General features: G+C 72.6%; 24 protein-coding genes. 13 read left to right on the top strand and 11 right to left on the bottom strand.

The features are described 5' to 3' along the window. Positions 1–11 precede the first annotated feature (11 nt). Together AB0J90_RS19990 and AB0J90_RS19995 are read right to left on the bottom strand one after the other, a co-directional pair. A complete protein-coding gene (locus AB0J90_RS19990; RefSeq protein WP_363597864.1) occupies positions 12–590 on the bottom strand; it encodes a general stress protein in 579 nt (192 codons plus the stop codon). A 182-nt stretch (positions 591–772) separates the two neighbouring features. After that, a complete protein-coding gene (locus AB0J90_RS19995) occupies positions 773–2194 on the bottom strand; it encodes a glycoside hydrolase family 6 protein (RefSeq protein WP_363597866.1) in 1422 nt (473 codons plus the stop codon). Positions 2195–2518: 324 nt separating this feature from the next. Between AB0J90_RS19995 and AB0J90_RS20000 the strand changes: the two genes are divergently transcribed. Continuing rightward, positions 2519–5452 carry a carbohydrate-binding protein gene (locus AB0J90_RS20000; RefSeq protein WP_363597868.1) on the top strand — a complete coding sequence of 978 codons (2934 nt, stop codon included), beginning with the start codon at positions 2519–2521 and terminating at the stop codon, positions 5450–5452. A gap of 99 nt (positions 5453–5551) precedes the next feature. Here AB0J90_RS20000 and AB0J90_RS20005 read toward each other — a convergent pair whose 3' ends face one another. Then, positions 5552–6025, bottom strand: a complete 474-nt coding sequence (locus AB0J90_RS20005; protein WP_363597870.1) for an OsmC family protein — start codon at positions 6023–6025, stop codon at positions 5552–5554. 126 nt (positions 6026–6151) lie between these two features. On the opposite strand from AB0J90_RS20005, the gene AB0J90_RS20010 reads away from it, so the two are divergent. Further along, a complete protein-coding gene (locus AB0J90_RS20010; RefSeq protein WP_363597872.1) occupies positions 6152–7129 on the top strand; it encodes an anti-sigma factor RsbA family regulatory protein in 978 nt (325 codons plus the stop codon). A 74-nt stretch (positions 7130–7203) separates the two neighbouring features. On the opposite strand, the gene AB0J90_RS20015 is transcribed toward AB0J90_RS20010, so the two are convergent. Beyond that, the gene (locus AB0J90_RS20015; protein WP_363597874.1) at positions 7204–7881 is read right to left on the bottom strand and encodes an HAD family hydrolase; all 678 of its coding nucleotides are present in this window, start codon (positions 7879–7881) and stop codon (positions 7204–7206) included. A gap of 5 nt (positions 7882–7886) precedes the next feature. Next, positions 7887–10034 carry a SpoIIE family protein phosphatase gene (locus AB0J90_RS20020; protein WP_363597876.1) on the bottom strand — a complete coding sequence of 716 codons (2148 nt, stop codon included), beginning with the start codon at positions 10032–10034 and terminating at the stop codon, positions 7887–7889. A gap of 184 nt (positions 10035–10218) precedes the next feature. Here AB0J90_RS20020 and AB0J90_RS20025 point away from each other — a divergent pair, with 184 nt between their 5' ends. Then, on the top strand, positions 10219–11466 hold the full coding sequence (locus AB0J90_RS20025; RefSeq protein ID WP_363597878.1) for a hypothetical protein: 1248 nt from the start codon (positions 10219–10221) through the stop codon (positions 11464–11466). A 72-nt stretch (positions 11467–11538) separates the two neighbouring features. Here AB0J90_RS20025 and AB0J90_RS20030 read toward each other — a convergent pair whose 3' ends face one another. Further along, positions 11539–11751, bottom strand: coding sequence for a hypothetical protein (locus AB0J90_RS20030; protein ID WP_326559585.1), 213 nt, complete (start codon positions 11749–11751; stop codon positions 11539–11541). 173 nt (positions 11752–11924) lie between these two features. Here AB0J90_RS20030 and AB0J90_RS20035 point away from each other — a divergent pair, with 173 nt between their 5' ends. Next, positions 11925–13124 (top strand): MFS transporter, encoded by a 1200-nt coding sequence (locus AB0J90_RS20035; protein ID WP_363597880.1) that lies wholly within the window; start codon positions 11925–11927, stop codon positions 13122–13124. Positions 13125–13130: 6 nt separating this feature from the next. On the opposite strand, the gene AB0J90_RS20040 is transcribed toward AB0J90_RS20035, so the two are convergent. From AB0J90_RS20040 to AB0J90_RS20050, 3 genes are all read right to left on the bottom strand, one after another. After that, positions 13131–13388, bottom strand: coding sequence for a hypothetical protein (locus tag AB0J90_RS20040; RefSeq protein ID WP_363597882.1), 258 nt, complete (start codon positions 13386–13388; stop codon positions 13131–13133). 87 nt (positions 13389–13475) lie between these two features. Further along, on the bottom strand, positions 13476–13940 hold the full coding sequence (locus AB0J90_RS20045; RefSeq protein ID WP_363597884.1) for an SRPBCC family protein: 465 nt from the start codon (positions 13938–13940) through the stop codon (positions 13476–13478). Positions 13941–14000: 60 nt separating this feature from the next. Further along, positions 14001–14411: a DUF2795 domain-containing protein gene (locus tag AB0J90_RS20050; RefSeq protein WP_363597886.1), complete on the bottom strand. Its 411-nt coding sequence runs from the start codon at positions 14409–14411 to the stop codon at positions 14001–14003. A gap of 163 nt (positions 14412–14574) precedes the next feature. Between AB0J90_RS20050 and AB0J90_RS20055 the strand changes: the two genes are divergently transcribed. Further along, positions 14575–14982, top strand: coding sequence for a ChaB family protein (locus AB0J90_RS20055; RefSeq protein WP_363597888.1), 408 nt, complete (start codon positions 14575–14577; stop codon positions 14980–14982). A gap of 25 nt (positions 14983–15007) precedes the next feature. Here the strand turns inward: AB0J90_RS20055 and AB0J90_RS20060 are convergent, their stop codons facing one another. Continuing rightward, on the bottom strand, positions 15008–16447 hold the full coding sequence (locus tag AB0J90_RS20060; protein WP_363597890.1) for an aldehyde dehydrogenase family protein: 1440 nt from the start codon (positions 16445–16447) through the stop codon (positions 15008–15010). 60 nt (positions 16448–16507) lie between these two features. Beyond that, positions 16508–17275 (bottom strand): polyprenol monophosphomannose synthase, encoded by a 768-nt coding sequence (locus AB0J90_RS20065; protein ID WP_363597892.1) that lies wholly within the window; start codon positions 17273–17275, stop codon positions 16508–16510. 611 nt (positions 17276–17886) lie between these two features. Between AB0J90_RS20065 and AB0J90_RS20070 the strand changes: the two genes are divergently transcribed. The 8 genes from AB0J90_RS20070 to AB0J90_RS20105 are packed head-to-tail and all read left to right on the top strand — an operon-like array spanning position 17887 to position 26797. Further along, the gene (locus AB0J90_RS20070; protein WP_363598210.1) at positions 17887–19677 is read left to right on the top strand and encodes an HAD-IIIA family hydrolase; all 1791 of its coding nucleotides are present in this window, start codon (positions 17887–17889) and stop codon (positions 19675–19677) included. After that, on the top strand, positions 19674–20651 hold the full coding sequence (locus tag AB0J90_RS20075; protein ID WP_363597894.1) for a glycosyltransferase: 978 nt from the start codon (positions 19674–19676) through the stop codon (positions 20649–20651). Before AB0J90_RS20070 ends, AB0J90_RS20075 begins: the two co-directional genes overlap by 4 nt. After that, entirely contained in the window at positions 20636–21853 is a 1218-nt protein-coding gene (locus AB0J90_RS20080; protein WP_363597896.1) for a glycosyltransferase, read from the top strand. Before AB0J90_RS20075 ends, AB0J90_RS20080 begins: the two co-directional genes overlap by 16 nt. After that, positions 21853–22689 carry an SIS domain-containing protein gene (locus tag AB0J90_RS20085; protein ID WP_363597898.1) on the top strand — a complete coding sequence of 279 codons (837 nt, stop codon included), beginning with the start codon at positions 21853–21855 and terminating at the stop codon, positions 22687–22689. Before AB0J90_RS20080 ends, AB0J90_RS20085 begins: the two co-directional genes overlap by 1 nt. Then, on the top strand, positions 22686–24125 hold the full coding sequence (locus AB0J90_RS20090) for a PfkB family carbohydrate kinase (protein WP_363597900.1): 1440 nt from the start codon (positions 22686–22688) through the stop codon (positions 24123–24125). Before AB0J90_RS20085 ends, AB0J90_RS20090 begins: the two co-directional genes overlap by 4 nt. After that, entirely contained in the window at positions 24122–24823 is a 702-nt protein-coding gene (locus AB0J90_RS20095) for an SDR family oxidoreductase (RefSeq protein WP_363597902.1), read from the top strand. Before AB0J90_RS20090 ends, AB0J90_RS20095 begins: the two co-directional genes overlap by 4 nt. Beyond that, a complete protein-coding gene (locus tag AB0J90_RS20100) occupies positions 24820–25833 on the top strand; it encodes a glycosyltransferase family 9 protein (protein WP_363597904.1) in 1014 nt (337 codons plus the stop codon). The genes AB0J90_RS20095 and AB0J90_RS20100 overlap by 4 nt, the downstream gene beginning before the upstream one ends. After that, complete coding sequence (locus tag AB0J90_RS20105; protein WP_363597906.1) at positions 25817–26797, top strand: DNA topoisomerase IB; 981 nt, start codon at positions 25817–25819, stop codon at positions 26795–26797. The genes AB0J90_RS20100 and AB0J90_RS20105 overlap by 17 nt, the downstream gene beginning before the upstream one ends. Positions 26798–26820 lie beyond the last annotated feature (23 nt).

Raw genomic sequence — 26820 nt, forward strand, 5'->3', positions numbered from 1 at the left:
GGTCCGACGTATCAGCCGGGAGCGGTTTGCCAGTTCATCCGGCTCAGCACCTGGCGGGCCTGGTCGGCGAGGTCCGCGTCGACGGTGACCGCGTACTCACGGGCGCGCAGGGTGGCCGCCGAGGTGAAATCTCGGCGTCCGCCGGTGCTGGCGTGCGCGATGGCACCGAAGATCGCTCCCCAGGCGGCACCGATCAGCAGACCGGCGACGATCACGGCCCACCAGTTGCCGACGGTGAAGATGCCGAACAACAGGCCGATGAACAGCCCGAACCACGCACCGGTGGCCAGACCGGCCAGGGCGGCCCGAGCGGTGGTCAGCCGCCCCAGCACCGTCTCCACCAGCGCGAGGTTGGTGCCGATGATGGCGGTACGTTCCACCGGGAACCGGTTGTCGGCAAGGAAGTCGACCGCCTGTTGCGCCCCGGAGTAGTCGGGATACGACGCCATGGTCACGCTCGGGCGGAGGTTGTCGGCACCGCCGGCACCGGGCATCCCGACCCCGCCGGCCGGACCGGGTGGCAGGTTGGAGCCACCACCGAGCAGGCCCGGTATCGCTGCCCGCCCACTAGAGGACATGGGTGTGGTCATCAGCTGCCTCCTTCGTCAATGCCACGGTTTCCCGCCCCGGTACGGCGCTAACCCGTACCCGCCGTCCGATGGGGGTGGCCGCGATGGCCGTCGCGTCCCAGGCGTCCCGGGAGTCGGTGATGACACGTAGGAGCCCTGCGCCCGATTTCCGGCGCAGGGCTCCCGTTCCAGCTGGGCGGGGGTCAGCTGGTGCAGGCGGTGCCGTTGAGAGCGAAGGCGGTCGGCGCGGGCAGGGTGCCGGTGTAGGTGCCCTGGAAGCCGACGCTGGCGGTGCCGCCGGCCGGCAGGCTGCCGTTCCAGGCCGCGTTGCGGACGGTGAGCTGGCTGCCCGACTGGCTCCAGGTGCCGTTCCAGCCGTTGCTGAGGCGCACGGTCGAGCCGACGGTGAAGGTGAGCGTCCAGCTGCTGACCGCGCTGCTGCCGTTGGTCAGCCGGACGTCGGCGGTGAAGCCACCGCTCCACACGTTTGGCACGTAGGCCACCCGGCAGCCGCCGGCCGGCGGAGGAGTTGTCGCCGGGGGAGTGGTGGCCGGCGGCGTGGTCGCGGGCGGGGTGGTGGGCGGTGGTGTGGTTGCCGGTGGCGTGGTCGGCGGGGCGGTGGTCACCGGTGGCGTGGTCGGGACCGGCCCGGCCGCGATCGCCAGGTCGTACGCCCGCTGCGGGACGAACTGTCCGGCACCGGCGATGCAGCCGTCCGCCTCACCCGGCAGCTTGATCCACAGTAGGGCGTCGACCGCCGAGTCACCGGTGTTGTTGGTGCTGGGGGTGCCGATCGCCCGTCCCGGTGGGTCGCACCACTCGCCGCCGGCCGGCCCGTTGCCGTTGCGGCTGGTGTCCACCACGATCTTCAGCCGGGAGATTCCGGTGGCCGCGATGACGTTCTTGCCGTACGCGACGGATTCGGCGGTGGTGCGGTAGTTGGACACGTTGATCGAGATGCCGTCGGCGCTGTTGGCGATGTCGGCGCCGACGAGGCGGTTGGCCATCTCGGCGGGGGCGAGCCAGGCCGAGTGGGCCGCGTCGAAGTAGACCTTCGCCTGGGCTGAGGCCGCCTTGAGCTGCTTGCCGGCGTACGCCATGGAGGCCCTGGTCTCGGCCTGCTGGGCGGCGTTCTGGCAGCTGCTCATCTGGGCGAGCACGTCCGGCTCCAGGATGATGCTGGCCGGGCGGCCGGCCAGGCCGAGCGCGACCTGGTCCACCCACTGTCGGTAGGCGGTGTGGTTGGGCGCTCCGCCGCTGCTGGCGCCACTGCAGTCCCGGTTCGGGATGTTGTAGACGACCAGGATCGGTATCTTGCCGGCGGCAGCGGCGGCGCCGACGAACGAGTCCACCTGTCCGCGTACGGCGGTGGGGTTGTAGGTGGCGAACCAGCGACCCTGCGGCACGCTGGCGATCCGGTCGCGGATGACGGCGGCGCGCGAGTCGCCGGGGTTGGCGGCGGTCCAGACGGCGGCGCTGGTGGCCGGGTCGACGTAGAAGACCGAGTCGGCCGCGGCGGCGGTGCCGGGGTGCAGCAGGTCGAGGCCGACCACGGTGGCGACGGCTAGCGTCAGCGCGGCGGTGGTGCTGGCCCCGGCCGCGGTGAGCGCTGATCGTCTGCGCATGCGGGTTCCTTTCCGGTAGCGAATGGAATCGAGAGCCGTGGATGGAAGCGCTCCCACGGATATCGACCACCGTACCGGCGGTGTAACGCCCATGTGAAGACCCTGTGTCCGAACGCAGTGACATACGCGGATGTTCTGCCCGTGCTTCCGGTGCCCGGATCGCCCCCGCTTGTTCGACTTCTGTCGATGGAGCGCCAACTTTTGGTTACAGGGCGGAAACTTCTGGGCTATCGCAGTGAAAGACGCTAATGTCTGCTGCACCGCGGTGTCTCCTCCGGTCGGCGGGAGCGGCACCGAGATCGCCCTTACGTACGTGGAGGTCTCGTGCTACGCATTCCTCGCCGGCCACTGGTCGGCGCCATCGCTCTGTCCACAGTGCTCGGTTTAGGTGGTTGGACGGCTCCGGCCGGCGCCGCGCCGGCCGTGGCACCCGCGCCTCAGGCGGCCGTCCAACCGGCGGTGAACGCCGTCGCGCAGGCGGCACCGGTGGTAGCCGCCGCACCACCGCCGACCACCGGCTTCGAGAAGGTCAAGCTCGACGGTGGGCTGTCCATGGGTGAACCGATCGAGCTGTCCGTGCTCCCCGACGGCAAGGTGCTCTACATCAACCGGGGCACCACCGCCGGCGGCGGCCAGGTGCGCCTCTACAACCCCACCACCCGGGTCACCACGGTGGCGCTGACCGTGCAACTCGACGCCCGGTTCGAGGACGGCCTGATCGGCATCACCCTGCACCCCAGCTTCGCCACCAACCGGTGGGTCTACCTGTTCTACTCGCCGAAGGTGACCCCGTTGGTCAACCGGATCGCCCGGTTCACCTTCAACACCACTACCAACGTGCTCGACCCGGCCAGCGAGGACATGCTGATCGAGTGGCCGACCGAGCGGGAACTCTGCTGCCACTCGGCCGGGTCGATGAGCTGGGACAGCAACGGGAACCTGTACTTCGCCGTCGGTGACAACACCAACTCCGGCGGCGACAGCGCCGGCATGGCACCGATCGACGAACGCACCTCCCGCAACGCCCAGTACGACGCCCAGCGCACCTCCGGCAACGCCAACGACCTGCGCGGGAAGATCAACCGGATCCACCCGGAGAACAACGGCACCTACACCGTGCCGAGCGGGAACCTCTTCCCCGCCGGGACCGCCGGCACCCGCCCCGAGGTGTACATCATGGGCACCCGGAACCCGTACCGGATCTGGGTCGACAAGCGCGCCGGCAACACCCTCTACTGGGGCGAGGTCGGCCCCGACGCCGGTGCCACGCTCGCCAACCGGGGACCGGCCGCGTACGACGAGTTCAACCGGGCCACCGGGCCGGGCAACTACGGCTGGCCGTACTGCGGTGGGCCGAACGTCGCGTACAACGACTGGGACTTCGCCGCCAACGCGCCTCGGGGCTGGTTCCCCTGCGGCGGCACCACCGGACCGGTGAACAACTCGCCGCGCAACACCGGCATCCAGCAGTTGCCGCCGACCAAGCCGGCGCTGGTCTGGGAACAGCACGGCGGCAGCCGGGAGTGGCCCGCGCTGGACAACCCCGGTGGCTGCGGCTCGCCCAACCACACCGAGGTCTACCACTACGACCCGAACCTGGTCTCGGACGTGAAGTGGCCGCAGTACTACGACAACAAGCTGCTCATCTCCGAGTACTGCCGCAACTGGATCAAGGAGGTCCAGTTCAACAACGGCAACCCGTCGACCGGCACCCCGACCCTGATCGAACCCGTACTCGCCGGGATGAACCTGGTGCACCCGATCGACATGGAGTTCGGCCCGGACGGCTCGCTCTACCTGCTCGAATACGGCAGCGGCTACTTCTCTGGCGCCGCCGACGCCGGCCTGTACAAGATCAACTATGTGCAGGGTGGCCGGTCGCCGATCGCCCAGGCCAGCGTGAACCGGGACAACGGCCCGGCGCCGCTGGCGGTCGCCTTCTCCAGCGCCGGCAGCTCCGATCCCGACGGAGACCCGATCACGTACGCGTGGGACTTCGACAACAACGGCACCACGGACTCGACCGCGGCGAACCCGTCGTACACGTACACCACCAACGGGGACAAGCGGGCCCGGCTCACGGTCAGCGACGGCACCGGCCGATCCGCCACCACACTGGTCCCGATCGTCGTCGGCAACAGCCGGCCGAGCGTCACCATCAACGCGATCCCGGCCGGCGGCATGTTCGACTGGGGACAGAACTTCACCGTCACCGCGTCGGCCACCGACCCGCAGGAGGGCGCGATCGACTGCTCCCGGGTCATCATCCGGGTCGCCCTCGGCCACCAGGACCACGCCCACGAGGAGGGCGAGGGGACCGGGTGCAGTGCCACCTTCAACACCGGCCCGGTGCACGCCGGCCCCGACTCGGTGCTCTTCTTCGTGGTCCGGGCCACCTACACCGACCAGGGTGCGACGGGTTCGGTGCCGCTGACCGGCGAACAGACGATCACGCTCTGGCCCAAGCAGTGGCAGGCCGAGCACTTCGTACAGCTCAATGGCCCGCAGATCATCGACCAGGCCGCCGCCGAGGGTGGCAAGCGGCTCGGTGACATCCAGAACGGTGAGTGGGTCAAGCACCACGCGGTCAGCCTCAAGGGCATCAACTCGGTCAAGGCGCGGGTCAGCAACGGCAGCGGCGCGACCGGCACGATCTCCTTCCGGTACGACTCCACCACCGGCCCGGAGGTCGCCCGCGTGACCGTGCCGAACACCGGCGGCTGGGACAACTACACCGAGGTCACCGCCCCGGTGACCCGACCCGACGACGGCACCCACGACCTGTTCCTGGTCTTCACCGGGGGCGGCGGGGCGATCCTGGACATCGACAGCTACACCTTCGTCGGGCCGGGCATCGGCACCGGCGGACCCACCGGTCCCCGTACCGGTGAGATCAAGGCGCTGAACAAGTGCATCGACATCAACGCCAGCGGCACCGCCGACGGGACCCGGGTCCAGACCTGGGACTGCAACGGGGCGACCAACCAGCGCTGGACGGTCGGCACCGACGGCACCATCCGGGGGCTCGGCAAGTGCCTGGACGTACAGGCCAGCGGTCTGGTCAACGGCACGAAGATCCACCTCTGGACGTGCAACAGCAGCGGCGCCCAGCAGTGGACGATCCAGGCCGACGGCAGCCTGCGCAACCCGCAGTCCGGTCGCTGCCTGGACATCCCCGGCTCCAGCCTCACCAACGGGGTCCAGTTGCAGATCTACGACTGCAACGGCACCGGCGCCCAGCGCTGGACACTGCCGTGACCTGCTGAGCCCTGCCACCCGGGAACAGCCGGGCTGGTGTCCGTCACCCACGGACACGGACTCCAGCCCGGCGCCCGCGACCGAGGCCGTCGGCCACCCTCAGGGCAGCAGGATGACCGGCTCGTGGCGTACCGGGAAGTTGACCGAGTTGGCGACGAAACACTGCCGGTTGGCCTCCGAGTGCAGGTCCCGCGCCCGGTCGACCTGGTCCGCCGCGGCCACCGTGACCCGGGGCCGGAGCACCACCTCGGTGAAGTGCCCACCCCCGCCCGAGGTACGGGTCAGCACCCCCTCCGGCCGGTCCACGTAACCGGTGACCACCACCCCCGCCACCGCGCAGACATGCAGGTACGCCAGCAGGTGGCACTGGGACAGCGCGGCGACCAGCAACTGCTCGGGATTCCACCGGCCGGCCTCGCCGCGGAAGGTCGGATCGGCCGAACCGAGCAGCGGCGGTAGACCCGGCGCGGTCACCTCGTGCGCCCGGCTGTACCCGCGGTAGTCGGCGGTGCCGCTGCCCCGGTCCCCGGTCCAGGTGAGTTCCAGCGCGTAGCGGTGCGAGGTTCTGGGCACGATCACTCCTTCGGCCGAAAGACGGCTATCCGATCTCCAGGTGCGGGAGCCGAACGGCCGCGCGTAGGGTGCCAACCGGAGGTGCCGACGACACGGGGGGTGCGCCTTGCGCCGGTGGTACGACAGATGACCATTGTGCCGCGCGCCGTGTCCCGATCCGGTGCCCTGCGCCACGAGGCCCTCTTCTACCGAGGCGACGACGACTACGTCACCGGCGTACGCACGTTCGTCGAGGCGGGGCTGGCCGCCGCCGAACCGGTCCTGGTCGTCGTTCCGGAACCCCGACACGAAGCACTGCGCAAGGCGGTCGAGGCGATCGGGGTGCCGCACGAGGCGGTCGACGGCGACGAGCCCGAGGTGCGGTACGTCGACATGGCCGGCGCCGGCCGCAATCCGGGCTGGATCATCCCCGGCATCCTGCACGCATTCGTCGCCGAACACCCGACCACCCGGGTACGCATCGTCGCCGAGCCGATCTGGCCGGGCCGGGCGGCGGTGGCGTACCCGCGCTGCGTACAGCAGGAGGCGCTGGTCAACCTGGCCCTGGGCGACGAGCCGGTCAGCATCCTGTGCCCGTACGACGCGATCGGGCTGGACGCCGACGTGATCGCGGACGCGGCCAGCACCCATCCGGTGCTGATCCGGGCCGGTGTACGTCAGGGCAGCGCCGGCTACGGCAGCCCCGAGACGGTGGTCGACGCGTTCAACCAGCCGCTGCCCGAGCCGCCGCTGACCCCGTCCACCCTGCTGTTCGACCGGGCCGGAATGGCCGGCATGCGGGCCCTGGTCGCCGCGCTCGCGGGCGAGGCCGGTCTCGCCCCGGACCGGGTCGCCGACCTGCGGCTGGCCACGAACGAGATAGCCACCAACGCGGTCGTGCACGGCGGCGAACCGGCGGTGCTGCGGGTCTGGGCCGAACCGACCGGCATGGTCTGCGAGGTCATCGGCACCAGTGTGCTCACCAATCGGCTCGCCGGCCTGCTGCCCGCGTCACCCACCAGTGAACAGGGCCGGGGCCTGCTGCTGGTCAACCACCTCTGCGACCTGGTCCACGTGCACACCACCGAGGAGTCGACCACCGTACGCCTGCACATGGACTGGTAGCGGCGCCCGTCCCGTGCCGAGCGTGACGACCGGCGAGACCGCTCTAGCCGAGCGTGCCGACCGGCGAGACCGCTCTAGCCGAGCGTGCCGACCGGCGAGTCGGACAGGCCCGCCAGCAGGGCCGCCGGATCGTCGAAGACGGCTGCCGCGCCGGCACCGGCGAGTTCACTGCGGCCGGTCCCGCCGCAGGTCAACGCGATGCACGGGATGTCCAGGTCACCGGCGGCGGCAACGTCCCAGATCGAGTCGCCGACGAACACCACCCGGCTGCGGTCCAGCCCCGCGTGGTCCAGCGCCGCCGCCAGCAGGTCGGGGCCCGCGCCCTGCACGTCCGGGTCGGTCACCGAGGTGACGCCGTCGATCACGTCGTCGGCGAGCAGGGCGGCGCGCAGCGCGGCGAGTTCACGTTCGGCCGCCGAGGTGGCCAGTACCACCCGTAGCCCGCGCGCGGAACAGGCCCGGAGCAGTTCCGCCGCGCCGGGCAGGGGACGCAGCCGATCCCAGAACTCGGCGAAGAGGCTGTCGTGCCCGTACCGGATCCGGTCGTCGGCGTCCCGGTCGCGTTCCGGGCCGAGCAGGTGTTGCAGCAACCGCTCCGAGCCCATACCGAGGGCGCGGTGGATGGCGGCCATCGGGATCTCCTGGTCGGCCTGGCGCAGCGCCTCCCACCAGCTCACCGTGTGCAGATAGGCGGTGTCGACGAGCGTGCCGTCGACGTCGAACAACACCCCAGCGGGCTTGTCGATCTCCATGCCACCTACCTGTGTACGTCGGGGTCACCCTCCGCTATCAGTATCTCGAACCAGACGGTCGAACCACGTACGGTCGGGTCGGTACCCCAGGCATCGCTGAGCTGCTCGATCAGCCCGAGCCCCCGCCCTCGGCTGCTGAGGGTGTCGGTACGGGCCCGGGTCACGGTGCCCCGGGTGCCCTGGTCGGCCACCGACACCAGCAGCCGCTCCGGGCTGAGGTCGATCTCCACCCGCGCCGCCGTGCCGGCGTGCAGCAGGGCGTTGGTGGTCAGTTCGCTGGTGCAGAGCACCGCCGCGCCGATCACCGACTCGGCCACCTGCCAGGTGGTGAGCTGGGTGGTCAGCCACTGCCGTACCCGACCCGGCGCGGTCGGCTCGGCCGGTACCTCCAGCACCGCCGAGCGGCTCGGCGTCAGCGCGTGCTCCACCGCCAGCACCGCTGCGTCGTCCTCGCTCGACCCCGGCACCGCCCCGCTGGCAACCGCGCAGAGCGTACGGGGATCGCTGACGGCGGCCGCCGCGACCGCCGAGGCGAGGGCGGCGAACCCGTCGGTCAGGCTCTGCTGCCGCCGCTCCACCACCCCGTCGCTGAACAGCAGCAGCGTGTCGCCGGGCAGGAACGGCAGGGTGCTGGTCGGGCGGTGACCACCCAGTCCCAGCGGCACCCCCGGGTGCACCTCGAGATACTCCGCGGTGACCGGCCCGCCGGCCGGGGCGCGGCGCAGCAACGGAGCCGGGTGACCGGCACTGGCCAGCGTCATCAGGCCGGTGCCGGGTTCGATCACGCCGTAGATGACGGTGACGAACAGCTCGTCCCGGCGGGGCTCGGTGCCCAGGCTCTCCACCAGCCGGTCCAGGCCGGAGAGCACGGCCGCCGGGTCCGGGTCGCTGAGCGCCAGCGCGCGCAGCGCCGCGCGGACCTGACCCATCAGGGCGGCGGCGTGTACGTCGTGCCCGGCGACGTCGCCGAGGACCACCGCCAACCTGCCCCCGCTGAGCCGGAAGGCGTCGTAGAAGTCGCCACCGGCGGCGTTGCCGTCGACCCCGGCGTCGTAGCGCGCGGCCAGTCGCAGCCTCGGCAGGTCGGGCAGGTTCTCCGGCAGCATGCTGCGTTGCAGTAACTGGGCGGTGCCGTGCTGGTTCTCGAACCGGCGGGCCCGCTCGGCGGCCTGGGCGACCAGCTCCGCCGCGGCGGTGAGCAGCGCCCGCTCCGCCGGTGACCAGGGATGCGGGCTGCGGTAGCCGACGGTCAGCGCCCCGCGCAGCGACACGGTACGCAGCGGCAGCGCGGCCAGTGCCTGGATCTTCTCGTCGTGCCGGTCGGTCGCGGTGGGCAGCAGCGGCTGACCGTTGTTCCAGTAGCGCGGGGTGCCGGCGATCGCGGTGCCGATCAGCGGGGCGGGGGACTCGGGCGGGTAGCTGCGCCACAGCGGGGGGAGGCGTTCGTCGGCCTCGTCGAGCAGTTCGCCGCGGACCCGCCGTACGCCACGCCAGTCGACCCCGTCGTCCACTCCGAAGGCGACCTGGTCGGCGTCGAACGACTCCAGGGCGTAGCGCAGCGCGGCCCGCGCCACGTCGTCCAGGGTGAGGGTGCCGGAGAGTGCGCTGGCCAGCTCGCTCAGGCTCTGTAGCCGCCGGGTGACCTGGGTGGTCTCCACGGCGATCACCAGCATGCCGATGATCCGTCCGTCACCGTCCCGGACCGGCGAGTAGCCCCGGGTGAAAACCGCCTGGTCGACGTGGTCCGGCTCGCCCGGCCGTACCGGTAGCTGGCCTTCCTTCTCCAGGTAGCTGCCGCCGGTGCGGTAGACCCGTTCGATCTCGTCGCCGATGCCGGGCAGGTGCCATATCTCGGGGAAGACCTCGGCGGCGGGACGGCCGAAGGCGTCCGGGTGCCTGCCGCCGAGCAGTTGGGCGTAGCCGTCGTTGTAGATCAACGCGAATTCGTCGCCGTACGCGAGGGTCATCGGCACCGGCGCGGAGAGCACCAGGTCGACCACCGCGCGCAGGCCCGGATCCCACCCCTCGGGCGGACCCAGCGGAGTGTCCGCCCACCGGATCCCCGCGTCGGGCTCCCGGGATGATTCGGGCGTCGGGGACAGACCGGTCCGCCGGGAGGGGGGAGCGGGAATCCGCCCGACCGGGCCTGGCATGACAGCAGCCTAACCGGCCGGCACGAACCCGCCGTCGATCAACGGGCCGGGGGGCGGTTCCGGCGTTTCCACCGGATCGGGGACACCACGGTACGCGAGCTGCCGTATGCCGCCGCCGGGTCCGGAATGAACCAGGGCCAGCCGGGTACGCGGGCAGCGGTGATCCAGTGACGGGAGGGACACCGTGCCCGGAATCCTCGCGGTACGGCAGGTCGAAGTCGCTACCGAGTTGACCGAGATCTGGAATTCGGTGCTGCTGTTCGTGCCCCGCCTGATCGGTTGCGCGGGCATCCTGATGCTCGGTTGGCTGCTGGCCCGGTTCGTCCTGCGGATGGCGATCAGGCTGCTCGACCGGTTCGGCTTCGACCAACTCGTCCAGCGTGGCGGGCTGGGCCGGCTGGTGGCCCGTACCCGTTACCGGCCGGCCACCGTGCTCGCCCGGCTGGCCTACTACCTGTTGCTGCTGTTCACCCTGCGGCTGGCGTTCGCGATCTGGGGCCCGAACCCGGCCCACGACCTGGTCGGGGCCGTGGTCGGCTGGCTGCCGCAGGCCTTCGTCGCGCTCGTGGTGGTGGCGGTCTCCGTGGTCATCGCCAACGCGGTGCACGACCTGATCAGCGACGCGCTGGGCCGGGTCTCCTACGGTCGGCTCCTGGCCGACGTGGTGTCGCTGCTGGTCGTCGCGCTCGGTGTGATCGCCGCGTTCGTACAGACCGGGGTCGCCCGCGCGGTCACCGTGCCGGTGCTCGTCACGCTGCTCGCCACCGTGGCCGGCATCCTGATCGTCGGCGTCGGCGGGGGGCTGGTCGGCCCGATGCGGGTGCGCTGGGAGGAGTGGCTGCGGCGGGTGGCCGACGAGGCCCGGCAGCGGCGGGCGCGCGGCGAGGCGTACCCGCGTGGTGCGGACCCCGGTTCCCCGTACGCCGAGCCGGCGATCACCGCCCGTGCGTCGGTACCGCCGCTGACCGAACCGCTGCCGTCCGATCCGACCCTGACCGAGACCCCACCGGCCGATTCCGCCCTGACCGTAACCACCCTGGCCGACGTACCCACGTCACCGGCTCCGGACGGCCTGGGCAGCGCCTATCCGCCCGCCCCGGACGGCCTGGGCGCGTACGAGCCGGCGTCGTCCGGTGCGTACGAGCCCGCGGCGACCCACGGGCTGGCCGCCTACGAGCCACTGCCGGATGCGCTGTCGGCCGGGTACGAGCCGCGACCGGAGGGGATCTCGACCGCTTACGAGCCGCTGCCGGACGTGCTGTCGGCGGGTTACCAGCCGGCGACCGAGGGGTTGGCGTCGGTGGCACCGACAACGGACGCGCCCGCCTACCAGCCGGCCCCGATCACCGAGGGGCTCGCCGGTTACCCGTCCGACCTGCTGACGCCGGCCCCGGAGCGGCCCACCAGTGGCGGCGACGAACCGCCCCGGTAGGACGTTGCCCGTTCGTCGACCCCGCGTTCCGACAGCGCGTACGGGCCGGGGTGGCGGCGTCGATCGTGCGGGCTATTCGGCCGGTGTGGCTTCCGCCGGCCGGCGGCGCATCGCGTCGTCCGCGAGGATGGTTGTCGCCACCATCAGCGCCACCACGATGCTGAACAGCCAGGAGGCGTCGGGCAGGACCTGGGCGGCGACGGGAGCCTGGAGCGCGGTCAGCAGGAAGCCGACCCAGGCCAGACGGCGTTGACGCGCGGAAAGCAGACCGGAGCGTTCATGCATCTCAAGAATTCTGCCGGGTGTTTTCCCGTTCGCCCGTCGTCCGATCGGCCGATTCTTGGGGAGCTGTCCGGATTAGAGGGCTCCGGGGCCCGCCGTACCGGAAGTGGCAATACTCCGGTTGCTGGATATTCCGGGTAGCGGTACCAGCAGGGGATCCGGAAAGATCGCGAGACGTGTCGAACCGCCCCCGCCCCGCCCTGCTCATCCTGGCCTACCTGGCCTTCGTCAGCCTCGGCCTGCCCGACGGCCTGCTCGGCGTCGGCTGGCCGTCGATCCGCGTCGCCTTCGGGGTGCCGACCGAAGCCGTCGGCCTGCTGCTCACCGCCGGCACGATCGGTTACCTGACGTCGAGCGTCGCGGCCGGTTTCACCCTCGCCCGGGTAGGTGTCGGTTGGCTGCTGGCCGGCAGCACCGCGCTGGCGAGCCTGGCCCTGACCGGCTATGCGCTGGCGCCCGTACTGACCGTGATGATCGTCAGCGCGCTGGTGCTCGGGCTTGGCTCCGGAGCGGTCGACTCCGGTCTCAACGCGTACGCGGCGAGCGCCTTCGGGCCCCGGCACATGAACTGGCTGCACGCGTTCTTCGGGCTCGGCGTGGCACTCGGGCCCCTGATCATGACGAGTGCGATCGGTGCCGGACTCTCCTGGCGATGGGGCTACGGCATCGTCGCCAGCGCCCAGGTCCTGCTCGCCCTCGCGTTCGTGCTCACCGTACGAGCCTGGGACCGGCGCCCGACGGCGACGCCGGACGGGACGGCGGACCAGTACGCCGAGCCGGGCCGGGTACCGATCGCGGCCACCCTCGCCCTGCCCGCGGTCTGGACGGGGGCGCTGGCGTTCGCCGTCTACGTGGGCGTCGAGGTGGGCGCCGGACTCTGGGCCTTCCTGCTGCTCACCGAGGGACGCCAGGTCAGCGCGACGGTCGCCGGCATCTGCGTCTCGATCTACTGGGGCAGCCTGTTCGTGGGCCGGGTGGTGCAGGGGCTGGTCGCCGAACGGTTGGGCAGCGTCGCCGTGCTCCGGGGCAGCCTGATCGGGATGGCCGTCGGCGCGGCCCTGGTCGCCGTACCGGGGCCGGGCGCGCTGGCGGTGACCGGACTCGCCATCATCGGCTTCGCCGCAGCGCCGGTCTTCCCGCTGCTCACCCTGACCACGTCCGACCGGGTAGGTGTCGCGCACGCGGACCGGACCATCGGCCTGCAGATCGGCGCCGCCGGTCTCGGCGGCGCCCTGCTCCCGGCCGGTATCGGGGTGCTGCTCAGCCGGGTCGGCGTCGAGACGCTCGGGCCGTCCCTGCTGGTTCTCTCGCTGGTCCTGCTCGGTCTCTACCTCGCCTCCACCCGCCGCGGACGAGCCGACACCGCTCCCGCCTGACCGCCCTCAGGAGGGGCCGTTACGGCCGGTCGTCGACGGCCGGTAGGCCCGCTGCGGGTCGGTCATCTCCTCCCGGTCGGCCTCGTCCGCCGGCAGTACGTCGTCCGCCTCGGCTCCGTTGCCGAACGTCGACTCCGCGCCCGCGTCGTTGCCGGTCATGTCGTCCACCTGTCCGTCAGGCGTCGACGCGCCCATCGCGCGCTCCAGGTCCCGCAGGGGTAGCCGTTCGTCGTCGCGCCAGACAGAGCTGTCGTTGTCGGTCATGCTCTGGCCGTACCCGGCGGTCGGACCGGCAAACCGGTGGTGCCCGCCGGGAGATCCCGACGGGCACCGGTGAAGCTTCGAGGGTTCCTACGGCTGCGGCCGGTCCACCTGGCCGCGCCAGGCGCCGGTCTCGACACCGCCGCGAGCCTCGATGAAGTTCTTGAACCGCTGCATGTCGCCCTTGATCCGGCGGTCCACCATGCCGAGCTTGTCGCCGGCCTTCTCGGTCATGCCCTGCGGCTCGAATTCGAGCTGGAGCGTGACCCGGGTGTGTCCGTCGTCGAGTCGGTGGAAGGTGACCACGCCGGCCTGGTTGGTGCCGTTGGTGGAGGTCCACGCCACCCGCTCGTCGGGTAGCTGCTCGGTGATCCGGGCGTCGAACTCACGTTCCACGCCGACGATCCCGACCTTCCAGTGGGTCATCGTGTCGGAGACCTGGCGGACCTCCTCGACTCCCTCCATGAAACGGGGGAAGTCCTCGAACTGGGTCCACTGGTCGTACGCGGTCCGTACGGGGACGGCCACGTCCACGGATTCGGTTACCGCACTCATCTGACTTCCTTCCTCTTCTGCCGGAAACCCGGTCTGCACCCGCGCGTACGCGGGCAGGGGTCACCAGCGTTGTGTCTCGTTCGGATGCCCGAGCACCGCCCAGACCTCGGAGACCGTACGGAACTCGGTGTCCGGGGGCAGTTGGTCAAGCTGGGCGAGTATCTCGTCCGGTGCCTCGTTGTTCTCCGCGCTGCGGCGCAACGCCTCTCGGTCACCGGGCAGCGCGGACAGGCTGATGAAGCGGCCCAGCCGGCTGCGCTCCTCGACCTCGACCGAGGTCATGCCCGCGGGCGCCCCGGAGCGGGTGTCGGCGGTGGGCGCCCTGGTCGAGCCCGGCTGGTCCTCACCGGCGGGCTCGGGTTCACGCCACTCCTCGGCTCGGGAGCCGGCGGTGTTGTTCACCGTGCTGGCTACCTCCCGGCTCATCTCGTCGTCGAGCCGCGGTCCGTGTTTGCTGTTGCCCCGGTCCATGTCCTATGCGCTACCCCGACACCCGCGGGGTAAACCGAATCGCCGACCGGCGGTACCCGATCCGGGCGTTCGCGTTTGGCGGAGGTGGTGCCGGGAAGAGTGGGGGTTGGCCGACGACGGTTTGGGGCCGGTGCAGACCGGTCCGGGACGCGAGGAGGATGCCATGCCGGGACGTGAGGTACTCCCGAGTACGTTGCAACGCTCGCCGGACAAGGCCCAGGAGACCTGGGTGAAGACGCACGATTCGGCGGTGGAGACGTACGGCGAGGGCGAACGGGCACACCGGACCGCGTACGCGGCGGTGAAGCACTCGTACGAGAAGGTCGGCGACCACTGGGAGCAGAAGGAGAACGGTCGCAAGGGCCCGAGCGACGAGCAGGCCGCCGGTGGCGGTCCGGCCCGTCGGGCACCCACCGCGGGTGGCGTCGACGCGAACGCCACCAAGGACCACCTGCTGGAGGTGGCGAAGAAGCTCGACGTGCGGGGCCGGTCCCGGATGAACAAGTCCGAGCTGGTGGGCGCGATCCAGAAGGCGAACAACCGGGAGACCGCGCGGGCCCGGGACAAGTAGCCGTACGGGCGGCGGTCCGGCCGGGTCACCAGCGCCCGGCGGGTCCGCCCGGTGCGGCGATGTGCACCACCTTCGTCACGGTCAGCTCGTCGAGCAGTTCGGGGCCGTACCCGAAGCCCTGGCCACTGCCCCGGCGCGGGTGGGCGGCGCCGCCCGGCGCCCCACCGAACACGTTGTTGATCTTCACGGTGCCGACCGGAAGCTCCCGCCAGGCCTGCTGGGCGTGGGTCATCGACCCGGTCAACACGCTCGCCGACAACCCGTACGGCGAGTGCGCCGCCCGTGACAGCGCCTCGTCGAACGAGTTCACCACCAGCACCGCGGCGACCGGACCGAAGGTTTCCTCGCGCATCACCGCCATCTCGTCGGTGCAGTCGACCAGCACCGTGGGCGGGTAGAAGGCCCCCGGCCCGTCCGGCACGGCACCGCCGGTGCGTACCCGTGCACCGTCCGCGACGGCCGCCCGTACCTGGGCGTCGACCATGGCCCGTTGCCGGCGGTCGACCAGCGGCCCGACCTCCGTGCCCGGATCGCGTCCCGGCCCCACCCGCAGCGCCTCGGCCCGTGCGACCAGGGCGTCCACGAACTCGTCCGCGACCTCCCGCAGCACGTAGATCCGCTCGACCGCGACGCAGAGCTGCCCCGAGTTGGTGAACGCACCCAGCGCGGCCTGCTCCGCGGCCCAGCGCGGATCGACGTCGCCGTCCACGATCAGCGGGTCACTGCCGCCGTTCTCCAGCAGCGCCTTCGCCCCGGTGGTGGCGCAGGTCGCCGCGATCGACCGCCCGGTGGCGGTGGACCCGACGTGGGCGACCACGTCCACCTCCTGCGCGGCGAGCGCCGCACCGACCCGTGCACCGCCGGTGAGCAGCGACAGGACGCCCGCCGGCAGGTGCGCGGCGAAGAGTCGGGCCAGCAGCCAACCGCTCACCGGACTGCGTTCGCTCGGCTTGTAGACCACCGTGTTGCCGGTGACCAGTGCGGCGCCGAGCAGGCCGCAGGAGACCGCCACCGGGTCGTTCCACGGCGTCAGCGCCGCGACCACGCCCCGAGGCTGCACCGCCATCAGGTCGATCGCCTCGGGGTTGCCGGCGAGCGCCTGGCCGCGGTGGATCGGGCCGAGTTCGGCGTACTGGCGCAGGGTGCCGACGCCGGCCTCGACCCCGCCCCGGGCGAGGCCGAGCGGGCGCCCCATTTCGGCGGTCTGTGCCTCCGCGAGTTGATCGGCGGACGACTCCAGCAGGTCCGCGACCCGATGCAGGGCGGCACCTCGGGCCGCCGCCGGAGTGGCGGCCCAACCGGCGGCGGCGACCCGGCTCGCCTTCACCGCCGCCGCCACGTGCGCCTCGGTGGCCTCCGGCACCCGGGTCACCTCGGTGTTGTCGGCCGGATCGATGACCAGCAGGTCGCTGTTCTCGCCGGCCGCGCCCCACACCCCGTCGATGAGCTGCTGCACCTCGTACATGGCGCGCTGGATGCCCCGGTCTGGCGCTGACAAACGCCGTTTCGCCGGGTTGCCCAGCTACTACGGGGTGATGTTGCGGTGCCGCGTACGCAGCTTGAACGGCATCAACGCACTCTCGATCTTGGTCGCCGTGGTCATCTTCGAGACGCCGTCCCGGCGCTCCTCGAACCTGATCGGCACCTCGAGGATGGTCTGCCCGAGCTTGGTGGCCAGGTAGTGCATCTCGACCTGGAAGCTGTAACCGTTGGACTGCACCCGGTCCAGCCCGATCGCGCGCAGCGAGTCCGCCCGCCAGATCTTGAAGCCGGCGGTCAGGTCGCGGATCCGTACCCGCAGCAGGGTATGCACGTACAGGTTGGCCCAGCCGCTCAGGGCGCGACGGTAGAGCGGCCACGCCTCGTCGAGCTGCCCGCCGGGCACGTAGCGTGAGCCGATCACCACACCGGCCTGGGTGGCCAGCAGCGCGCCGAGCATGCCGGGCAGCGCCTCCGGCGGGTGGGACAGGTCCGCGTCCATCTGGGCCACGAAGTCCGCGCCGCCGTCGAGCGCTCGGCTGATCCCGTCCACGTACGCCCGGCCCAGGCCCTCCTTGCCCGCCCGGTGCACCACCCGTACCCGCTCGGGGTGCTCGGCGGCGAGCTTGTCCGCCACCTCGCCGGTCCCGTCCGGAGAGTTGTCGTCGGCAATCAGGATGCTCAGCCCCGACAGTGGTAGGGCGAGCAGTCGGTCGACCAACACAGGCAGATTGCCCGCCTCGTTGTAGGTGGGGACGACGACGGTGAGCCGCTCATCCCGCCACGGGGATGGCAACTGCACGGGTTCGATCATTACGGACATCCTCGTTCTGCCGACAGCGGTCAGGGGAGAGGGTAGTTGCGTCGGTACCCCGGCGCGACCACCGGGCCATCCGGGTACATCCTGTTTACCACCATTCCGCTGGGCGGCCACGCGCCGTACCACGAGCGTGAGGTGGCACCGACCCGCTGTCCGACCGTGTTGTCGGGAGTGTCGCACCGTTATCGCAACGCTACAAACGAAGCCGTGTCCGGTCACTCTCGGCCCGGCCGACCGTTACCCAGCGCGGCCCCGCGTCCACCCGGTACTGGCCCGTACGGGGCCGGCCGGTCGGTCCGGGAAATCCGGTTAGCGAGGCGCCGACGCGGGTACCGGTGCGGAGCGCGTAGTGGGCGAGAAGCAGGGCGCACAGTGGCCGCAGCAGCCGCCGGGGGCGGGCTGGGCGGCCCGGCGAGCGGGCGGAACCCAGGTTTACTCCTCCTACTCAAGGGAACCCGCCCCCCGTGCGAAACGATCAGGTCGACCCGCATCAGCGCAGGTCAGGCGGCACGATCGCCGGCCCCGCGCAGGGGCGACCTGAAGCGGGCCGGGAGCGTGCCGAGCCCGACCCGGCCGCACCGACCCGACCGCCGTTGTTCGACGCGGTGCTCTTCGACCGGGACGGCACGCTGGTGCACGACGTGCCGTACAACGGGGACCCGATGCTGGTCCGTCCGGTGCCGGGCGCCCGCGAGGCGCTAGACCGGCTACGCGCGGCCGGGCTGCGCCTCGGCGTGGTCACCAACCAGTCCGGTCTCGCCCGGGGCCGGTTCAGCCATCGTGACCTGGAACGGGTCAACGCACGGGTGGAGGAACTGCTCGGCCCGTTCGACACCTGGCAGATCTGCCCGCACGGCGAACCTGGCCCCGGCGTGGCCGGCTGCCGATGCCGAAAGCCGTCGCCCGGCATGGTCGCCGACGCCGCCCGCGCCCTCGGCACCACACCCGACCGCTGCGTGCTCGTCGGCGACATCGGTGCGGACATGACCGCCGCCGCAGCCGCCGGAGCGGCCGGAATCCTGGTGCCGACCCCACAGACCCGCGCCGAGGAGATCGCCGCCGCCCCGGCCGTCGCCGGTGACCTGCCGGGCGCGGTCGACCTCATCCTGCGCCGTCAACGACTTGTCGCGCCCGGTCGTGACAGCGGCGTGGAACAACTCGCGGATGGACCGAACCAGGTCGTCGCCACGTCCCGGCCCCGACCGCGCTGTGTCCTGGTCGCGCGGCCGGACTCGGCCGGAGACGTACTGGTCACCGGGCCGGCGATCCGGGCGGTGGCGGCTGGCGCCGACCGGGTGGTGATGCTCTGCGGACCCCGGGGTCGGGCCGCGGCCGAACTGTTGCCCGGCATCGACGAGCTGATCGAGTGGCCGCTGCCGTGGATCGACCCGCAGCCGACCCCGCTCGACCGGTCCGAGGTGGACCGACTGACCGCCCGGCTGGCACGGGTCGGCGCCGACGAGGCGGTCCTGTTCACCTCCTTCCACCAGTCCGCGCTGCCGCTGGCCCTGGTGCTGCGGATGGCCGGGGTGGGCCGGATCTCGGCGATCAGTGACGACTACCCCGGCTCGCTGCTGGACGTACGGCACCGGGTGCCGCTGGGCATCCCGGAGGCCGAACGCGCACTCTCGCTCGCCGCCGCGGCCGGATTCCCGCTGCCCGAAGGGGACGATCCGGCGTTACGGTTACGGGCCGAGTGCCTGGAGACCGGCCCGACCGAGGGTGCGCTCGCCGAACCCGGTTACGTGGTGGTCCACCCCGGCTCGTCGGTGGCCGCTCGCGCCTGCCCGCCCGAACTCTGTGCCCGAATCGTGACCGCGCTCGCCGCGGCCGGACACCGGGTGGTGGTCACCGGTGGACCGGGTGAGGGGGCGCTGAGCGCCCGGGTGGCGGGCCGCTCCGGTGTCGACCTGGGCGGCCAGACCTCACTGACCGGGCTCGCCGCGATCATCGCCCGCGCCGGTTGCCTGGTGGTCGGCAACACCGGGCCCGCGCACCTCGCCGCCGCCCTGGGTACGCCGGTCATCAGTCTCTTCGCGCCGACCGTCTCGTTCGGACAGTGGGGCCCCTACCGGGTACCCACGGTCCGGCTCGGTGACGCCGCCGCCGCCTGCCGGCACACCCGCGCGACCCGCTGCCCGGTCCCCGGCCACCCGTGCCTGTCCCAGGTGGCGCCGGACAGCGTGGTGCAGGCCGTCCGGCTGCTCACCGACTCCGCCGACCGGTTGCCCGCCGGGACCGTCGACCGATTGCCCGCTGGAACCGTCGACCGGCTGCCCGCTGGAACCGTCGACCGGCTGCCCGCCGGAACCGTCGACCGGCTGCCGGTCAGCACCGCCGACCGGTTGCTCGCCGGCACCACGGTGCCGGTCCCCGTCCCCGGCGGCACGGCATGAACATCCTGCTCTGGCACGTGCACGGCTCCTGGACCACGTCCTTCGTGCACGGCAAGCACCGCTACCTGGTGCCGGTCACCCCGGACCGCGGCCCGTACGGGCTGGGCCGGGCCCGTACGTACCCCTGGCCGGACACGGTCGAGGAGGTGACCCCGGAGCAACTGGCCGACGCCGACGTGGACCTGGTGATCCTGCAACGGCCGGAGGAGTTCGAGCTGGCCGGCCAATGGTTGCGCCGGCCGATCGGCGGCTCGTTACCCGCGATCTTCGTCGAGCACAACACGCCCAAGGAGGGCGCGGTGCCGAACAGTCGGCACCCGATGGCCGACCGGGACGATCTCCTGATCGCCCACGTCACCCACTTCAACTCGCTGTTCTGGGACACCGGGGGCACCCGGACCACGGTCGTCGAACACGGCATCGTCGACCCGGTGGCGAGCTACACCGGCGAACTCGACCGGCTCGCCGTCGTGATCAACGAACCGGTACGCCGGGGCCGGGTCACCGGCACCGATCTGCTGCCCCGCTTCGCGGAGGTGGCCCCGCTCGACGTCTACGGGCTGGGCGTGGCCGGTCTCGGTGAGCACCTCGGACTGCCACCAGAGCGGCTGACCACGCACGACGATCTCCCGCAGAGCCGGATGCAGGCCGAACTCGGGCGGCGCCGGGCGTACCTGCACCTGTGCCGGTGGACCTCCCTCGGGCTGAGCCTGATCGAGGCGATGGCGATCGGCATGCCGGTGGTCGTACTCGCGGCGACCGAGGCGGTGGCGGCGGTACCACCGGAGGCGGGCGTGCTGTCCACCCGGGTCGACACCCTGCTGGCGGCCGCCGCGCACCTGATCGACCAGCCTGCGGCGGCACACCGGCTCGGCGCCCGGGCCCGGGAGACCGCCCGGACCCGGTACGGCCTGGACCGCTTCCTCACCGACTGGGACCGGTTGCTGGAGGAGGAGCTATGCGGATCGCGATGATCTCGGAGCACGCCAGTCCGCTCGCCACGCTGGGCGGGGAGGATGCCGGTGGGCAGAACACGCACGTCGCGGAGCTCTCCGCCGCGCTGGCCGCGGCCGGACACGACGTACGGGTCTACACCCGACGGGACAGTGCCGACCTGCCCGAACTCGTACGGATGCTCGACGGGGTTGCCGTGGTGCACGTACCGGCCGGTCCACCCGAGCCGATCGTGAAGGACGCGCTGCTGCCGTACATGAAGGAGTTCAGCCGCTGGCTGGTCGCGGCGTGGCGGCGCGACGACTGGGTGCCGGACGTCGCGCACGCGCACTTCTGGATGAGCGGCCTCGCGGCGATCACCGCGGGCCGGCAGACCGGGGTGCCGGTGGTGCAGACGTACCACGCGCTGGGCACGGTCAAGCGGCGCCACCAGGGGGCGGCGGACACCAGCCCGGCCCGCCGGATCGGCTACGAGCGCGCCCTGGGGCGGGCGATGGACCGGGTCATCGCGCAGAGCCAGGACGAGGTACGCGAACTCGTCCGGATGGGCGTGCCGCAGGACCGCATGGTGGTGGTGCCGTCCGGGGTCAACGTGGACAACTTCTCCCCAGCCGGCCCGGTCGCCGCCCGGGAGACCGGCCGACCCCGGGTGCTGAGCGTCGGCCGGCTCGTGGAGCGCAAGGGCTTCCAGGACGTCATCCGGGCGATGCGCGCGGTACCGGACGCCGAGTGCGTGATCGTCGGCGGGCCGCCGGAGGAACTGCTCGGCGAGGACCCGCAGGCCCGCCGGCTGCGGGCGCTGGCCCGCTCGTGCGGCCTCGCCGACCGGGTACGCCTGGTCGGCGCGGTTCCCCGCGAGGAGATGCCCCAGTGGTACCGGTCGGCGGACGTGCTGGTCGCCGCCCCCTGGTACGAGCCGTTCGGGTTGACCCCGCTGGAGGCGATGGCCTGCGGCGTACCGGTGATCGGCACCCGGGTCGGCGGGCTCATCGACACGGTGGTGGACGGCCGTACGGGTGACCTGGTGCCGCCCCGTGACCCGGGTGCGCTCGGCGCCGCCATCGCCAGCCTGCTGGCTGACCGGACCCGCCGCTTCGGCTACGCCCAGGCGGCCCTGGACCGGGCCCGGCAGCAGTACTCGTGGCGGCGCGCCGCAGCCGAACTGGGCGGGGTGTACACGGCGGTCAGCGAGGTGCGGTCGCCGAGCGGGGTGGTGGCCTGATGCCGCATTCCACCGAGGTGATCGACGCGCACCTCGCCGGCCTGGCCTCGGCGCTGCTGCCGTACCGGCGGGTGGCGGGCGACCTCGCCCGGTGGGGCGACGAGCTGGCCGACCGGCTCGCCCAGGGCGGGCGGCTGCTGGTCGCCGGCAACGGTGGCAGCGCCGCCGAGGCCCAGCACCTCGCCGCGGAACTCGTCGGCAAGCTGCGGGCGGACCGGGCGCCACTGTCGGCGATCGCCCTGAGCGCGGAAACCTCCTCGCTGACCGCGATCGGCAACGACTACGGCTTCGAGGAGGTCTTCGCCCGGCAGGTACGCGCACACGGCCGCCGCGACGACATCCTGCTGCTGCTGTCGACCAGCGGGCGCAGCGCCAACCTGATCCGGGCCGCGCGCGCCGGACGGGAGGTGGGGCTGCACTGCTGGGCGTTCACCGGACCGGTGCCCAATCCGCTGGCCGAGGTGTGCGCCGAGGTGCTCGCCGTACCGTCACCGGACCCGCAGGTGGTGCAGGAACTCCATCTCGTCTCGGCCCACCTGCTCTGCGAGTACGTGGAACTGGCCCTGCCGACCGCGCTCGGCGTACCGGCCGGCTACGCCGCACTCCCGCTCGTCGACCCGACACCGGCAGGGACCGAGGCAGCCAGCTCCTTCGGCACCGCCGAGCCGCAGGTGGTCGATCCGCCGCTGGTCGATCCCGACCTGGTGGTGCCGGGAGTGGTCGAGCCGCCGCTGGTGGAGCGGGAGTCGGCGGAGTGGCAGCCGGGGGAGCACCGGCCGGTGCGCTCCCGGCGTACGCACAGCCGGGGGCCGAACGGCCGCGGAGCCGGGCCGTGACCGGGCGGTTGGTGGTCATCGGCGACACCCTGCTCGACCGTGACGTGGAGGGTGTCGTCAACCGGCTCTGCCCGGATTCCCCGGTGCCGGTGCTGGACGAGAGCACCCACGTCGACCGGCCCGGTGGCGCGGGTCTTGCCGCCCTGTTCGCGGTCGGGCAGGGCTTCGAGGTCGCCCTGGTCACCGCGCTCGCCGACGACGCCGGTGGCGCCCGGTTGAGCAGCCTGCTGACCGCCGCCGGGGTGCAGGTGTACGCGCTGCCGCTGCCCGGTGCCACACCGGAGAAGATCCGGCTGCGGACCCGCGGCCGGGTGCTGCTGCGACTCGACCGGGGCGGTGCCGCCGGTCCGCCCGGCGAGCCGAGCGAGGCGATCCTGGAACTGCTCGCCGACGCTGCCGGGATCCTGGTCAGCGACTACGGGCGCGGGGTGGCGGCCCAGCCCGGACTGCGCGCGGCCCTGGCGGCGGCGACCGCGCCGGTGGTCTGGGACCCGCATCCACGGGGCCCGGCGGCGGTGCCGGGCGTCAACCTGGCCTGCCCGAACGAGGTCGAGGTACGCGAACTCGCCGGTGGTACGCCCGGCGCGTCCCGCCTGATCACCGCCTCCCGGGGCGCAAACGGGCTGCGCCAGCGCTGGCGGGTCGGCGCGGTGGCGGTCACCCTTGGCGGGGACGGCGCGCTGCTCTGCCACGCCGGCTCGACGCCGCTGGTGGTGCCGTCGCCGACCAGCGCCGACGGCGACACCTGCGGGGCCGGGGACCGGTTCGCCGCCGCCGCTACCGTGGCGCTGGCCCGGGGTGCGCTGGTCTCCGAGGCGGTGCAGCAGGCGGTGGCCGAGGCGTCCGCGTACGTGGCCGGCGGTGGGGTGGCGGCTGCCGTACCGCCCCCGGTGCCGGAGCCGGTCTCGGTGTCGGTCGCCGACCGGGAACAGCGCATCGGTGCCGCGGCGGCGGGCGCACTGGTCGCCGAGGTACGCGCGGCGGGTGGAACCGTGGTCGCCACCGGTGGCTGTTTCGACCTGCTGCACGCCGGACACGTGGCCACCCTGGAGGCGGCCCGCCGGCTCGGCGACTGTCTGGTCGTCTGCCTCAACTCCGACACCAGCGTGGCCGACCTGAAGGGCCCGGACCGCCCCCTGGTGCCGCAGTACGACCGCAGCCGGCTGCTGGCCGCGCTCGGCTGCGTCGACGCCGTGGTGATCTTCGACGAGTCCACCCCACACGCGGCCCTGTCCTGGCTGCGCCCGGACATCTGGGTCAAGGGCGGCGACTACGGCACCGGCGGCGGCGACGAGCCGGACCTGCCCGAGGCCGAGATCGTCCACCGCTGGGGTGGGCACACGGTGGTGGTGCCGTACCTGGACGGCCGGTCCACCACCGGCATGATCGCGCTGGCCCGTACGGCCGCGCGACGCCTGACGGGAGGAGCGCGATGACCGCAACCATGCCGGGCGCCGGTCCGGCCGTACTGGTCAGCGGGGGGGCCAGCGGGCTGGGCGCGGCGGTGGTCACGGCCGTGGCCAAGTCCGGCGGCCGGCCGTACGTGCTGGACCGGCAGGCGCCCGCCGACGGGGTGCCGTGGGTGGAGTGCGACCTGGCCGACACCCGGGCCGCCGAGCAGGCCACCCGGCAGCTCGCCGAGCAGGCCGGCGGACTCGACGGGCTGGTCACCGCCGCCGGCATGGACGTGCCCGGTCGGCTGGTCGACCTGCCCGCCGAAACCTGGGAACGGGTGGTGACGGTCGATCTGCTGGCGACCGTGGCGGTGGTCCGGGCGGCGTTGCCGTACCTGGAACGCTCGCACGGGACGGTGGTCACCGTCGCCTCGACCCTCGGCGTCAAGGCGGTCAGTGACGCGACCGCGTACTGCGCGGCGAAGTTCGGGGTGGTCGGCTTCACCCGGGCGCTCGCCGCCGAGCTGGCCGGCTCGGTCGGGGTGACCCTGCTGGTGCCGGGCGGCATGCGTACGGCCTTCTTCGACGAGCGTACGGAGCAGTACCGGCCGGGTGCCGACGCGGTGCTCAACGATCCGGCGAGTGTGGCCGCCGCGGTGCTGTTCGCGCTCAGCCAGCCGGCCGGCTGCGCGATCCGTGAACTGGTGGTCTGCGCCGAGCAAGAGACGTCGTACCCGTGATCCTGGTCCTGCGGGCGCTCGGGGTGGGCGACCTCGCGACCGCGGTCCCGGCGCTGCGCGGCCTGCGCGCCGCGTTTCCGGACCGTACCCTCGCGCTGGCCGCGCCGGCCTGGCTGGCGCCGCTGGTCGACCTGGTCGGCGGGGTCGACCGGCTGGTACCCACCGACGGCCTGGACGGGGTCGACTGGCCGGGACCGGCGCCGCACTGGGCGGTGAACCTGCACGGGCGTGGGCCCCGGTCGCACCGGGTGCTCCAGGCCGCCGGGCCGCAGCGGCTGTGCGCGTTCCACAACCCGGAGGCGGACCACACCGACGGTCCGCCGTGGTCGGCCGACGAGCACGAGGTGGACCGCTGGTGCCGGCTGCTCGACTGGTACGACATCCCCGCCGACCCGTCCGACCTGGGCCTGAGCCGGCCCAGCCCGCATCGGGTGCCGGTCGGGGTGACGGTGGTCCACCCCGGCGCCAAGATCGCCGCCAAGCGCTGGTCGCCGGGGCGGTTCGCGGCGGTGGCGGCGGAACTGACCCGGGCCGGCCACCGGGTGGTGGTCACCGGCTCGGCCGCCGAGCGTGACCTGGCCGAACAGGTGGCCCACCGGGCGGGCCTGCCCGGTCCGGCGGTGCTCGCCGGCCGGCTCGACCTGTCCGGGCTGGCCGCGGTGGTCGCGCACAGCCGGCTGGTGGTCAGCGCGGACACCGGGGTGGCGCACCTGGCCACCGCGTACGGCATCCCGTCGGTGGTGCTGTTCGGCCCGGTCCGCCCCGAGCACTGGGGGCCGCCGGCCGACCGGCCGTGGCATCGTGCACTCTGGGCCGCCGCGATGGCTGGCGGGGACGACCAGGGGCTGCCCGGACTCGACCCGGAGGTGCCGGACTCGGTGCCGGTCGACGGGGACAGCCGGCATGGCGCGACGCACCCGACGCTGGCCGCGATCGGCATCGAGCAGGTACTGGCCGCCGTCGACGAGGTCGACCAGGTGGGGCGGACCCGCTATGCGGTTGCGACGTAGCGACCCGGCGAAGCTCGGGTACGGTCGGCGTCGCCGTGGTCGCGGCGTGAGCTTCGTCGACCCTGGTGGCCGCCCGATCCGCGACCCGCAGGAGCTGGACCGGCTCCGGGGACTGGTGATCCCGCCCGCCTGGCGGGACGTGTGGATCTCACCCGACCCGGCCGGGCACATCCAGGCCACCGGGATCGACGCCGCCGGCCGTAAGCAGTACCTCTACCACCCGGTGTGGCGGGCGCGGCAGGACGAGGCGAAGTTCGACCACGTGCTGGAGGTGGCGGCCCGGTTGCCGGTGCTGCGGGCCCGCCTCGGTGCCGACCTGGCCGGGCGGGGGCTGGGCCGGGAACGGGTGCTGGCCACCGTGGCGAGCCTGCTCGACTCCGGCACCTTCCGGATCGGCAGCGACCAGTACGCGGCCGGCGACGACCCGACCTTCGGGGTCGCCACCTTGCGTCCGGAACACACCCGGGCCCGGCGCGGCTGCGTGGTCTTCGAGTTCCCGGCCAAGGGCGGCATCGCCCAGGTGCAGCGGATCGACGACGCCGGCCTCTGCGCGGTCCTGCGTGACCTGCGCAAACGGCGGCGCGACGCGGACCGGCTGTTCGGCTACTGGGACGGCCACGGCTGGCGGGACGTACGCAGCGACGAGATCAACGAGTATCTGCGGGCAGCCAGCGGCGGCGAGATGACCGCGAAGGACTTCAGAACCTGGCACGCGACCCTGCGGACATCGCTGGCCCTGGCACGGCAGGGGCCGGAGCGGTCGGAGACCAGGCGCAAGCGGGTGGTCGCCGGGGTCATGCGCGAGGTGGCCGAGCTGCTCGGCAACACCCCGGCCGTGGCCCGAGCGTCGTACGTGGACCCGAGGCTGATCGACCGCTACCACGACGGTCACACCGCCGAGATCGACCCCGACGACGCACCCGAGGTGATCGAGCGCGCGGTGATCGAGTTCCTCTCCGAGTGACGCGGGTGTGTCCCGGGTGCCCG

Source organism: Micromonospora sp. NPDC049523 (assembly GCF_040676775.1).
Lineage (GTDB): Bacteria > Actinomycetota > Actinomycetes > Mycobacteriales > Micromonosporaceae > Micromonospora_G.